The sequence below is a fragment of the Pseudoalteromonas sp. NGC95 genome (assembly GCF_015864705.1).
Taxonomy (GTDB): Bacteria; Pseudomonadota; Gammaproteobacteria; order Enterobacterales; family Alteromonadaceae; genus Pseudoalteromonas; species Pseudoalteromonas arctica.
Genome location: NZ_JADYWR010000010.1, coordinates 142,068 through 154,720 on the forward strand (window position 1 = coordinate 142,068; position 12,653 = coordinate 154,720).

13 protein-coding genes are annotated in these 12,653 nt (G+C 38.6%); 8 read left to right on the forward strand and 5 right to left on the reverse strand.

Features of this window, described 5'->3' with window-relative positions:
• Positions 1 to 121 precede the first annotated feature (121 nt).
• The 5 genes from mnmA to I6E70_RS11385 all read left to right on the forward strand — a co-directional run bounded on the left by mnmA (position 122) and on the right by I6E70_RS11385 (position 5,084).
• Positions 122 to 1,222 (forward strand): tRNA 2-thiouridine(34) synthase MnmA, encoded by a 1,101-nt coding sequence (gene mnmA / locus I6E70_RS11365; protein ID WP_007580201.1) that lies wholly within the window; start codon positions 122 to 124, stop codon positions 1,220 to 1,222.
• Positions 1,222 to 1,824, forward strand: a complete 603-nt coding sequence (gene hflD, locus I6E70_RS11370; RefSeq protein WP_024589171.1) for a high frequency lysogenization protein HflD — start codon at positions 1,222 to 1,224, stop codon at positions 1,822 to 1,824. Before mnmA ends, hflD begins: the two co-directional genes overlap by 1 nt.
• 31 nt (positions 1,825 to 1,855) lie before the next feature.
• Positions 1,856 to 3,226 (forward strand): adenylosuccinate lyase, encoded by a 1,371-nt coding sequence (gene purB, locus I6E70_RS11375; protein WP_010552649.1) that lies wholly within the window; start codon positions 1,856 to 1,858, stop codon positions 3,224 to 3,226.
• 88 nt (positions 3,227 to 3,314) lie between these two features.
• Positions 3,315 to 4,472, forward strand: coding sequence for a ribosomal protein uL16 3-hydroxylase (locus I6E70_RS11380; RefSeq protein WP_165722977.1), 1,158 nt, complete (start codon positions 3,315 to 3,317; stop codon positions 4,470 to 4,472).
• 153 nt (positions 4,473 to 4,625) lie between these two features.
• Entirely contained in the window at positions 4,626 to 5,084 is a 459-nt protein-coding gene (locus I6E70_RS11385; RefSeq protein WP_010552647.1) for a GNAT family N-acetyltransferase, read from the forward strand.
• Positions 5,085 to 5,146: 62 nt separating this feature from the next.
• Here I6E70_RS11385 and I6E70_RS11390 read toward each other — a convergent pair whose 3' ends face one another.
• The 3 genes from I6E70_RS11390 to I6E70_RS11400 all read right to left on the reverse strand — a co-directional run bounded on the left by I6E70_RS11390 (position 5,147) and on the right by I6E70_RS11400 (position 7,625).
• Positions 5,147 to 5,593: a DUF4826 family protein gene (locus I6E70_RS11390; protein ID WP_197188733.1), complete on the reverse strand. Its 447-nt coding sequence runs from the start codon at positions 5,591 to 5,593 to the stop codon at positions 5,147 to 5,149.
• Positions 5,594 to 5,710: 117 nt separating this feature from the next.
• Positions 5,711 to 7,114, reverse strand: coding sequence for a M28 family peptidase (locus tag I6E70_RS11395; RefSeq protein WP_197188734.1), 1,404 nt, complete (start codon positions 7,112 to 7,114; stop codon positions 5,711 to 5,713).
• A 118-nt stretch (positions 7,115 to 7,232) separates the two neighbouring features.
• The gene (locus I6E70_RS11400; protein WP_197188735.1) at positions 7,233 to 7,625 is read right to left on the reverse strand and encodes a hypothetical protein; all 393 of its coding nucleotides are present in this window, start codon (positions 7,623 to 7,625) and stop codon (positions 7,233 to 7,235) included.
• A gap of 149 nt (positions 7,626 to 7,774) precedes the next feature.
• Between I6E70_RS11400 and I6E70_RS11405 the strand changes: the two genes are divergently transcribed.
• A complete protein-coding gene (locus I6E70_RS11405; protein WP_197188736.1) occupies positions 7,775 to 8,572 on the forward strand; it encodes a hypothetical protein in 798 nt (265 codons plus the stop codon).
• Between the two features lie 6 nt (positions 8,573 to 8,578).
• Here I6E70_RS11405 and I6E70_RS11410 read toward each other — a convergent pair whose 3' ends face one another.
• Positions 8,579 to 8,983 carry a GFA family protein gene (locus I6E70_RS11410; RefSeq protein WP_197188737.1) on the reverse strand — a complete coding sequence of 135 codons (405 nt, stop codon included), beginning with the start codon at positions 8,981 to 8,983 and terminating at the stop codon, positions 8,579 to 8,581.
• A gap of 247 nt (positions 8,984 to 9,230) precedes the next feature.
• On the opposite strand from I6E70_RS11410, the gene I6E70_RS11415 reads away from it, so the two are divergent.
• Positions 9,231 to 10,067: a hypothetical protein gene (locus I6E70_RS11415; protein WP_033013012.1), complete on the forward strand. Its 837-nt coding sequence runs from the start codon at positions 9,231 to 9,233 to the stop codon at positions 10,065 to 10,067.
• Positions 10,068 to 10,217: 150 nt separating this feature from the next.
• Positions 10,218 to 12,065, forward strand: a complete 1,848-nt coding sequence (locus tag I6E70_RS11420; RefSeq protein ID WP_101163795.1) for an ABC transporter ATP-binding protein — start codon at positions 10,218 to 10,220, stop codon at positions 12,063 to 12,065.
• 130 nt (positions 12,066 to 12,195) lie between these two features.
• Here I6E70_RS11420 and I6E70_RS11425 read toward each other — a convergent pair whose 3' ends face one another.
• On the reverse strand, positions 12,196 to 12,615 hold the full coding sequence (locus I6E70_RS11425; RefSeq protein WP_197188738.1) for an MAPEG family protein: 420 nt from the start codon (positions 12,613 to 12,615) through the stop codon (positions 12,196 to 12,198).
• Positions 12,616 to 12,653: the final 38 nt, after the last annotated feature.

The following is a 12,653-nucleotide window of genomic DNA, read 5'->3' on the forward strand; positions in this document are numbered from 1 at the left end:
ATAAATAAAATAGTGACAAATTATGTCCTTTGCCGCCCTACGCTCTTTAAGCACAAACAAAATACATGCTATAATCGCGGCCTTTCCAAGTTAACAGCAATCTGTATAAGCGAAATTATTCATGAGCGAAAATAGTCACATTAAAGTCATTGTTGGCATGTCCGGCGGTGTTGATTCTTCTGTATCTGCATATTTATTACAACAACAGGGCTACCAAGTAGAAGGCCTGTTTATGAAGAACTGGGAAGAAGACGACAATGATGAATACTGTGCTGCCGCTGATGACTTAAAAGATGCACAAGCAGTGTGCGACAAATTAGGCATTGAGCTTCACACAGTTAACTTTGCAGCAGAATATTGGGACAATGTATTTGAGTACTTTTTAGCAGAGTACAAAGCAGGTCGTACACCTAACCCAGATATAATGTGTAACAAAGAAATTAAATTTAAAGCCTTTTTAGAATTTGCTGCGCAAGCACTCGGTGCTGACTTTATTGCAACGGGTCACTATGTTCGCCGTGAGCTTCGCGATGACAAATACGTAATGTGTCGCGGACTTGATAACAATAAAGATCAAAGCTACTTCTTATATACTCTAAGCCATGAACATATTGGCCAAACATTATTCCCTGTAGGCGATATCGAAAAACCAGAAGTACGCCGCATAGCAGAAGAACAAGACCTAATCACTCACGATAAAAAAGACAGTACAGGTATATGCTTTATTGGTGAGCGTAAATTTAAAGACTTTTTACAAAAGTTCTTACCAGCACAACCTGGCGTTATCGAAGACACAGACGGTAACAACGTAGGTGAGCACGAAGGCTTAATGTACCACACACTTGGACAACGCAAAGGCTTGTTAATTGGTGGTATGAAAGAAGGTTCTGGTGAGCCTTGGTACGTAGTAGATAAAGACCTTGAGCGAAATGTACTTATTGTGGGCCAAGGTAAAGATCACCCTCGCCTATACAGCAACGGCCTTAACGCAAACCAACTTCACTGGGTAGACCGTATTGGCCCTAAAGGCACAACTCGCTGCACAGTAAAAACGCGTTACCGCCAAGAAGACTTAAGCTGTACCCTACTTGTAGGTGAAGACGGCATGGCCCGCGTATTGTTCGACGAGCCACAAAAAGCAGTGACGCCTGGTCAATCTGCCGTATTTTACGCAGAAGATATCTGTTTAGGTGGCGGTATTATTGATTCGGTGATTAAGTAATGAATGAACACCAAGTCATGGCGCTTGCCGCCATGTGCCAGGCTGCTAAACAAGTTCAAAAAATTGCCCAGTACGGCAACAATAACGAACATGATTTAGAAATCTTACTTTCAAGTATTATTCAAACATCTCCGGCATCGCCAGAAGATGTTTACCAAGGTACTGACAACTTACGTGATGGTTACAAAACCTTAATGGCGCAGCTAACCGCAGGCGCTCAAAAAGATGTTGAAATTGTAAAGTACGTAGGTGGTTTAATGCAGCTTGAGCGAGCACTAAGTGCAAACGACAAAAGCTTAAACGAATTAGGTAAACGAATTGATGATATTCATCGTCGTTTAGACCACTTTGCTATTACCGATGAGAGCGTTGTTGCCGGTTTAGCAGATATATACTCGTCGGTGCTGAGCCCCCTTGGGCACCGAATACAGGTTTATGGTAAACCCGAGTTATTAAAACAGCAGCTCACTCAAAATAAAATCCGTGCGTTATTACTCGCCGGCATTAGAAGTGCAGTATTATGGCGACAAATGGGCGGTAAACGCCGTCACTTTTTCTTTGCAAAAAGAAAAATACTCGCCATTGCTAAAACAAAAATTTAACTATCGTTCAAACTAAAATTTAGGAGTTATTATGGAGCTTTCAGCGTTAACGGCTATCTCTCCAGTGGATGGTCGCTACGGCAGCAAAACCACTGAACTACGCAGTATTTTCAGCGAATTTGGCTTAATCAAATACCGCGTAATTGTTGAAGTGCGTTGGTTGCAAGCGTTAGCTGCAGCAAGCGATATTAAAGAAGTACCTGCATTTAGCGAAGAAGCTAATGCACTTCTAAACGCCATTGTAGATAACTTCAGTGAAGCTGATGCACAACGCGTTAAAGATATAGAACGCACTACAAATCACGATGTTAAAGCGGTTGAATACCTACTAAAAGAAAAAGTAGCCGATAACAGTGAGCTTCATGCAATAAACGAATTTATTCACTTTGCTTGTACTTCAGAAGATATTAACAATCTATCTCATGGTTTAATGCTAAGCGAAGCGCGTAAAAATGTTTTACTTCCTTATTGCGATGAACTTTTAAGCGCAATTAAAGCTAAAGCAATTGAATACAAAACAATCCCAATGATGACTCGTACGCACGGACAACCAGCTACACCATCAACTATGGGTAAAGAGTTTGCTAACGTATATATGCGTTTAAAGCGTCAACGCGGGCAAATTGCACAAGTAGAGATGCTAGGTAAAGTTAACGGTGCTGTAGGTAACTACAACGCACACCTTAGCGCATACCCAGATTACGACTGGCACACACATGCAGATAAATTTGTATCAAGTTTAGGCTTAACACTAAACCCATTTACTACACAAATTGAACCGCATGACTATATTGCAGAGTTGTTTGACGCAATTGCACGTTTTAACACTATATTGTTAGATTTTGACCGTGACATGTGGGGTTACATTGCCCTTAATCACTTTAAGCAAAAAACAATTGCAGGCGAAATTGGCTCATCAACAATGCCACATAAAGTTAACCCAATTGATTTTGAAAACTCAGAAGGTAACTTAGGTTTAGCAAACGCTATTTTTGCTCATCTTGCACAAAAATTACCCGTTTCTCGCTGGCAGCGTGACCTTACTGATTCAACCGTATTACGTAACCTAGGTGTAGGTATGGGTTATGCAATTATTGCATACCAATCAACACTTAAAGGTGTAAGTAAGCTTGAAGTAAACGAGCAACGTTTAGCTGACGAGCTTGATCAAAACTGGGAATTACTAGCCGAGCCGATTCAAACGGTTATGCGTAAATATGGCATTGAAAAACCATACGAAAAACTTAAAGATTTAACACGCGGCAAACGTGTAAATCAAGAAATAATGGCTGACTTCATCGATGGTTTAGACCTTCCAGAGCACGCTAAAGTAGAAATGAAAAAACTAACACCTGCTAATTACATTGGTCGTGCTGTTGAGTTTATTGATGATTTAGTTTAAAAACTAAATTGCTCTTTTAAAAAGCGAAAGGATCATCCTTTCGCTTTTTTTGTTTTAACCCCATTGCACTAACTAGTAGGCATAATGTATGTATCAATTAAAAATAAATAATTTGTCTGAGCAAGAGTTTTTAAGCCATTTTTGGCAAAAAAAGCCGCTTTTAATCAAACAAGGTTTTGCTAATTTTCAAGACCCGCTTGATGCTAATGAACTTGCCGGCCTAGCAATGGAAGAAAGCATAGAGTCACGTATTATCACCAATCATAAAAATGACTGGCAAACGCACCAAGGTCCATTTGAAGACTTTGAGCAGTTAACCGACGATCACTCTACTTTACTCGTGCAAGCAGTTGATCACTGGCATAGCGATGCTGCACAACTGCTAGAACCATTTAGGTTTATTCCCAACTGGCGCATAGATGATTTAATGATCAGCTATTCAACGCCTAATGGTGGTGTTGGTCCACATTTAGACCAATACGACGTATTTATTATTCAAGGCGAAGGTAAACGTCATTGGCGTGTAGGCTTACCCGACCCAACACTTAAGCAGTTTGCTCAAAACAAAAAATTACTACAAGTTGAACCTTTTGAAGCCGTAATAGATTGCATATTAGAACCTGGCGATATTTTGTATATTCCACCAGGGTGCCCTCACGAAGGTTACGCTGTAGAAAACGCACTAAATTATTCAGTTGGTTTTAGGGCGCCAAATCAACAAGATTTATTGTCGAGCTTTGCCGATCATATTATTGATACCGAAAGCGGACAAAAACGTTATACCGATCACAACATCACACTAAGAAAATCAAAAGGTGAACTTACAAACCTTGAAGTTGATAAAGTTAAAACACTGATGGCGGCACTTTTAGAAAATGACGATTTATTTAAACAATGGTTAGGCTCAACGCTTAGTCAGCCCAAACATGAAATGGATTTAGCACCAGTAGAACCCCCATTTACACCTGAGCAAATAAGCGATGATTTAAGTGATGAAGAAGCTGTGTTTGAGCGTTTAGGTGGCACGCGTGCTATTTATCAGCAGCTCGATACCGAAGTGTTATTAAGTGTAAACGGTGAAAATTACGCTATGCCATTAACTGACTTAGCGGCGGTAAAACTACTTACCGATAATACTGAATTTGAAAGTTCAGCATTAAATTTAACAAACCCAAGTTTAGTTTTTACTCAAACTTTTACTACACTTGTTAATGAGGGGCTTTGGTTTAATATAGACCAAGAGTAATAATACCAATTTTATTAATAATGGTGAGCATTTTGCAGCGTAAAATATTATGTATACAGGTCAGTTAAATTTTTAATTTTCACCTGATATTGGCTTAAATAATTTTGCTGTGATTGCTTACTCATTTTAATTGGCTATCAATAGGAGTTTGCAATGGGCTATCTGGTTGATAAGGTTGAGTGGGATATAAAAAAAGATATGCTACAAAAAATTCGAGAGCGAGTTTTTGTTTACGAGTTACATATCCCCAAGCACATCGAATTTGATAGCCTAGATAAAATTGCATTACATGTACTTGTTACAGACGATGCAAACTGCCCTATTGCAACAGGTCGGCTGTGTACAGATGGCTTAATCGGCAGAATAGCTGTATTACCCGAGCACCGTAATCGCAAAGTATATAAATCGCTTCTCAACTTTATTGTTGAATTAGCTTCCAACCAAGGTATAGAAGAAGTAAGCATTAATTGTATTTTAAATGAGGTAGAGCGTTTTAAGCGAAATGGCTTTATTCAGCAAGGAAATGTTTTTATGGAGGCGGGAATTCCTAGGCAACGTATGCAATGCTCTGTTTCGGCGTTTAATACAACCCCCTTCACACTTGTCCATTAGATAAAGAAAAGGGCAATAAATAAGCTATCACCCTCTACATTGTTACTTAACCCAAACTGTAGTTACTTTGCCTCATTTGCCCACAGCGGTTCATTATCATACATTTCGTACAAGCCATGTGCTCTATTTATAAGTAAGTTAGCAAAATCTACCTGCGTTTTATCACGCGCGCCTGTACTCATAATTTGATCCGCTTTTAATTGCCACTGCAAAGAAAAATAACGCATTGCATCGCGAGCATCTGTAGCTGCACTTACTTCAGCATGATCTGTAGGTAAGCGCCCTGTTACTACCCAATATGTTTTACCGTTTTGGGCTTTAAATTTCCACATTGCACAAAGTGGTGCTAAAAATCGGCTGTCTTTATCAACTACTGATTTTGGCATAATGCCCTTTTCGGCTAAATGTTTTTGCGCTGCTTGAAAACATTCGCGTTGCCACTGCATTCTTTGCTCATCAGTTATAACTTGCTCTTTTGCTGTTAACGGCTTTTTTTCTTGTTGTTGCATTTTTAATAACCTTTTACTTCTTTTTTAACACTCTAAGGGCTTAGTAAATAAGGTGCAAGTATAAAAAGGTCGTTTGCACCTTAAAGCGCTCTGTTTGCTGTGTTTTTAGCCAAACTATTATTTTATATTGTGATCAAACGAACCTACATCACCCGGAAAAACTACTGGAGACTCAATACCGTCTTTACTAACAGAGGCTACACCAAAGTAATAATTATCAATCACTACGTTTTTAAGTGTGTACTGTGAAACCTTACCAACGTATTTACTAAACTGCCATTGCGGCTCGCTCGTGTAACGCCAATAAATTTTATAGCCAGCAATATTTTCATCACTGCTTTGTTGCCATGAAAACGACGTATCAGCTGTAACAGCGCCCTTTATTTTAACTTCTTTTGGCGGTGCGGGTGCCCACGCCATAGACGCCATCGTTACCGCATTAAGTGAAGTTAACTTAGCCGTATAATCAAAATCAACACCTTCAATGGTATCGCCATATTCAACACCATTTTCAGTGCGTAAATCTTGATGCTGACGATCGTAGTGCTCGTTAGTTTCCATAATACGCACTGCTGCAAAACCTGCATCATTAAATGGGCGATGATGCCCACCACGACCAAATCTATCTAATCGATATACAAGCATTGTATCTAAATTAGGAATGTATCTGTCAGCAATAGTATCTATGTAGCGAGCTAAATTACGACTCGCAGAATCGACTTCACCACCTGTAAAGCGCCGAGTATTAGCTTGCTCTTTTGTTTCTACAACACGGGTACCTTCTGAAAATATACGTGCAGTCGTGTTATTAGTTACCCCATTAATACCGGTAATATTACCAATCATATCGTTGTTTAAAACGCCATGAACTTGCCAGTTATGCTTTTGTGCATAAGCCGTTAATATTTTACCGCCAAACAAACCTTGCTCTTCGCCCGAAAGCGCCGCGTAAACTACCGAACCATTAAATTTGTATTTACTTAAAACACGAGCTGCTTCTATTACTCCTGCCACGCCCGATGCATTATCGTTAGCACCCGGTGAATCACTCGTAAAGTCCATAACATCACTTACACGTGAATCTATATCACCCGACATCATCACCATGCGATTCGGCTCGCTCGACCCACGTTGAATAGCCACTATGTTAACCACTTCAACAGGATTAGGAATGCGTTTTTCGCCCGATATAGTCTCCTTTACTTCAATAATTTCCAGACAACCACCACACTGCACAGATATTTTTTCAAATTCTTTTTTTATCCAACGCCTAGCCGCACCAATACCTCGCGTATCCGATTTAGTCTCTGAAAGCGTATGGCGAGTACCAAAATCCACCAGCGTTTGAATGTCACTACCGATACGGGTAGCCGACACTTCACTTGCTATATCGTGTAACTTTTGTTGGTCGGTATATTGTAATTGCGTTTCACCATGTGCTGATAATGCAAGTGTGCAAGCGCCTGCAATTGCAGTAAATTTGAGTAACGTTGTTGTGATTTTCAAAGGTGTTTTAAGCATCTATTAGCTCCTAATTATTATAGTGTAACCATTACTTAACTAAGATTTTATGGCAATACATTTGAGGTAGATGTAGAAAGGAGCACGCTAAAGCGCAGTTATAGTAATACTTAGAGAGTTAATTGAGTCGTACAATCAACATAATACCGGTCATAGGAATTAACCCAAACATCCACAGCTTTATTCCTAAAATATATTTTTTAAAGCTCCCTTTATTTATACAAGATCTAACTCTACTTCTATAACCGTTAAAATCACCCAAAATTAAAAACACAATTCCAATTACGATTGCGTAAAATAGAGCACCAATAAGTAAAGGGTTTTGCTTAAAAGTACTGATTATTTTATCTAAGTAGTGAATGTCAAACGTCATAGCTAAAAGAAAACTATATACAGTAGATATCATAGCTAAAAATGCTGCAGCATTTATGGCCGTATTTTTATTTCTTGTGTCTAATTTTTTCATCCACTGAGCACACACAAAATGAACAGCGCAAATAAATGTTCTCATTTTCAATCCTTGAATAACTTCTAACTAATTAATTGCTAATACAATATTATATTTAGAGGTTAAATTACAAACCTTGTTACACAATAATCTATTAAAAAATGTGTTTTTCGTGGCACACTGTCATTGTTTATATATTAATAGTTTAAGTTATGCGTCAGCTAAAAGAAGATACAATTAAAAGTAACCTTATTGAGTCGCAGCAAAGTGCATACGGCCCCGTATGCGTGTATCAAAATAAAGAATATCGGTGGTTAACGCTTGCACAAAAAACCAATGAAGACATAACAATTCAAGGCGTTATGAACCTTATACACCCAGAGCAAGTAATAGTACCTGTAAACCAGTGTATGATGTTATTTTTACTTAAACCGGTAGATACACTAAATATATTAAATTTAGGTTTAGGCACTGCAGGGTTTGAGCGAATTATGTATCACTTGCAAAGTAGTACGCCTTACATAAACACCATCAATACATTTAACACGGTAGAAATAAACCCAAGCATTGCCTTAATTGCTGCCCAGCACTTTAAGTTACCAATTAAGCACAGCACCTATTTACAATGCGCCGAACAATATATTACCCAATGCACTGATCACTTTAACGTAATCACTATCGATATTTTTAGTGGTGAATATCACCAGCCTTTTTTAACCAGCGATAGCTTTTGGCAAAATATAAATAGCTGCAGTGAGCAAAATACGCAAGTAATCATTAATTTAAACCCACAAACTGGCCAAGAGCTGCAAATGCTTTTAGTGCTTTTAAGGCAACATTTTAAGTGCTTAGCTATAGTAGAGTTTAACGAATACAAAAATATAGTGATCATACTAAGCCAGCAAACATTAATGCACATAAACGTTGATGAAATACAAAACTCACCTGTGTTTATAAATTTTGCACCAAACCTTTATAAAAGTATTAACAGCATTTACCACATTGAATAAAACGCGTTACCGACCAGGTTCATGTTTTTCATGGCACGGTAAGCTTGTTTCTAACTTCTCCCAGTTAGCTTTAGACGTAACAAAATTATGCGATAAAACCTGCTCAGTAATATCGCTATCAAATATTCCTAAACGAATTCGTATTCTGCTTTTGTCATCATTATTGCTACTGTAAACCGGCGAGCCACAACATTTACAAAAGTAACGAGTACGCCCTACTTTAAAACTATACTCGCTAAGTAGTGCCTGCCCTTTAGTTATTGTGAAGTCATCTGTATTTACAAAGCCATTGGTTGCAAATGCAGTCCCGCTGTTTTTTCTGCACAGTGAACAATGACAATGGATAATGCTGGTTATACTGCCCGACACTTCAACGCTTACCTCACCGCACAAACATGAACCCGTATACATATAACACCCTAACTATTAAATTATTTTAAACTCAGCTGAAATTTGCTGAGTTGATTTAATGGATAAGTTTACTGGTTAATTTTCTGAATGGAATAATAATTTTTATATCTCCGCAATTCCCACGCCATACCTATTTTTTTAATGATTGACATAAAAACATTAAATTGGTTACATAACCTTTACTTTAAAGTTATAGCCAAAACAATAATTGGTTAACCAAAAAACCTAAACTTACTGAGAGCCAATTATGCATTGTAAACACATGTCACTTTTATGTTTGTTAAGCGCGTTAGCGTCGTGTTCAACCATTTCTAAAAACACGTCAAGCGATTGGCTACTTATTGATGACTTTGAAAATTCACTTAGCAAGTGGCAGAGTGTCGATACCCAAAATGAAACTAAGCCACAGGTTGAAAACCCACAAATAACAGTTATACAACCAGAACAAGCAAACTCATCAACAAATCATTATTTACTAAAAAAGCCTGCGGCTGAGGGCATTGTAGGAAATCGTAAAGCGCTTTCTTATACAAAACTTCCACAAGCGGTTGAAGTTGGTGACACCTACACATTTTATATGCGTATAAACGTGGCTGCTTTTCCTAATAACCATGCTTTTGGATTAAGCAACCTTACGCCAGAGCTAATTAATAAACATGCGTACGATGCGTTTGAGCCTACACTTCGCGTAACCGATAAAACAGAATCAAACGGGCTTGTAAACGATGGCGCATTAATGGTTAAAACCGACAGCGGGTATAGCAACATTCAAAACTACACTACCAAACAATCGGCCAAGCCACTGCAAACAAATACCTGGTACGACGTATGGTATGTTGTTAATAACGCAGCAGCCTCAGAGCAAGGTCAGCAATATGATGTTTACGTAAAAGGTGGTGAATTTAGCAAGCAAACACTGGTGTATAAAAATGCACAATTTAGAATGAAGCGCGAACAACCTCTTATATATTTTTTAGCAAACTGTAATACAGGCCCAATTAAAAAGCCTTACGGAAATGGTGGCCTCAGATATGACGATTTATACATGAGCAAAGGTACAAAGCTAAATAACCCAATGCTATAAAAGTAAGTGAAGTGTTTTTAGGTGTTCTTTTATACATAAGTTTATATTAATAACGCTCTAGCATATTCACAATTAATACCTTACAAACCTGCATTTAAAAATACTTAAATGGTATAATAGCCACCATTATTTGCCATTTAAGTTTTTAAAATGTATCGATTATTTGAAAAAATGACAAAAGCATTTCCTGAGGATCAACCTACTCAGCCGCCTTCGACTTTATTTGCTTTTTGTCGTCACTACACCAAAGGAATGGAACTGTCGTTGGTGCTAATGTCAATCAGCGCCGCCATGCTCGCTATTTTAGAGGTTTCTTTATTTAGCTATATGGGGCAGCTTGTTGATTGGTTAACGGCCTACACACCCGAAACCTTGTTTGTAGAGCAAAAATCAGAACTTATCAAAATGGCTGTCATGCTCTTACTGGTATTGCCCGTAGTCGTATTTTTTCATTCTGCTATTTTGCACCAAGCATTACTGGGCAATTATCCTATGTCGATTCGCTGGTTAGCGCATCGTTATTTACTGCGCCAAAGTGTGAGCTTTTATCAAAATGAGTTTGCAGGAAGAATAGCCACCAAAGTATTACAAACCTCTTTAGCCGTTCGCGAAACAGTGACCAAACTACTCGATGTATTAATGTACATAGTGGTTTATTTTGGCTCAATGGTCTTTTTAGTTGCCGAAGCTGATTGGCGCTTAATGATCCCTTTACTGGTTTGGTTAGTTTTATACATTTGCGTACAGCTTTATTTTGTACCTCGCCTTAAAAAAATTGCCAGCTCACAAGCTGATGCGCGCTCAGAAATGACCGGTCGAATTGTTGATAGCTACACAAATATTTCTACTATTAAATTGTTTTCGTATACCCAGCGTGAAGAGCAATACGCAAAACAAAGCATGGATGTATTTTTGCAGCCTGTGTACAAACAAATGCGCTTGGTAACCAGCCTAAACTTTGTTATTCAAAGCTTAAATTATTTATTAGTATTTTCGGTTACCGCAGTATCACTTTATTTATGGTCGCTTAGTGCAATTAGCGCAGGTGCCATTGCAGTTGCTGTTAGTTTAGCGCTTAGATTAAACGGTATGGCGCAGTGGATCATGTGGGAAATAAGCAGCTTGTTCGAAAACATTGGCACCGTAGCCGATGGTATGAAAACACTGTCTAACCCTATTGAAGTTGCCGATAAACCAAATGCCGATACGCTTAACGTAAGCCAAGGTGCCATTGAGTTTAACAACGTACACTTTAACTACGGCAAAGCAGCAAACGAGACTAATCGAAGCCCAGTAATGAACGGTTTAAACTTAAACATTAAGCCTGGCGAAAAAATTGGTTTAGTCGGCCGCTCTGGTGCAGGTAAATCAACGCTTGTTAACTTATTACTGCGTTTTTACGATACCGACTCAGGAACAATAAAAATTGATGGGCAAAACATCACAGATGTAAGCCAAGAAAGCCTACGCCGCTACATAGCGATGGTTACGCAAGACACTTCCCTGCTTCATCGCTCAGTAAAAGACAACATTTTGTATGGTCGCCCCGATGCAACGCAAGCTGAGATGATCAACGCCACCAAACAAGCTAAAGCACTTGAGTTTATAAACGACTTGGTAGATAGCAAAGGTAACAAAGGCTTTGATGCACAAGTGGGCGAACGCGGTGTTACTCTTTCGGGCGGTCAACGCCAACGTATTGCTATTGCACGTGTGCTACTTAAAAATGCACCAATACTTATACTCGACGAAGCCACCAGCGCACTAGACTCAGAAGTAGAAGCGGCAATTCAGGCAAGTCTTGATGACTTAATGACAGGCAAAACAGTAATCGCGATAGCGCATAGGCTCTCAACCATTGCACAAATGGATAGGTTAATAGTACTTGATGACGGCGGCGTAGTTGAGCAAGGCACTCATGAAGAACTAATCGCTAAGGGTGGAATATACGCAGCTCTATGGACACACCAAACAGGCGGGTTTATAGGCGTCGATTAGCCATTAATATTACCTTACTGTAGACGTGGTTTATATTCTGCTGCTACCTAAACAAAAAAGCGAAGATGCCTTAAAGGCTCTTCGCTTTTTTGTTTAAAGTTATAAATAGAGTTTATAACTTTTTTATAAATTAAGAGATTAGTCTTAACCCTATAATTATCAGCATAACCACATTAGCAAGCACACCAATTAAAAAGAAGTAACTACGTGGACTTGGGTTTTTCTCCGTTGCTATAGCGTAGTACAGCGCCATGTGAATTAAGCGCGCAATTAAGTACACCCAAATACACATAGCAAAAATCGGGCTTTGATAATTAATTACAAACGCAAATAACACCGTACCTATAAATAATGCACTGTTTTCAAGCGTATTATGAAACGTACGATGCGCTCTAAATATAAAGCTATCGTGCGATAAATCCTCGTCAATTTTACCTGGTACAGCATTTGGCTCTTTAGCTTTGCTAAACGTAGCCACAGCCCACTGTACAAGCAACATAATTAAATAGAGGTAAAATGCCAAATAGGCCGAAAGTGCAACTTCAGTCATTACTAAATCCCTTATTTTGTTTTTTAACTTAGTTTAGA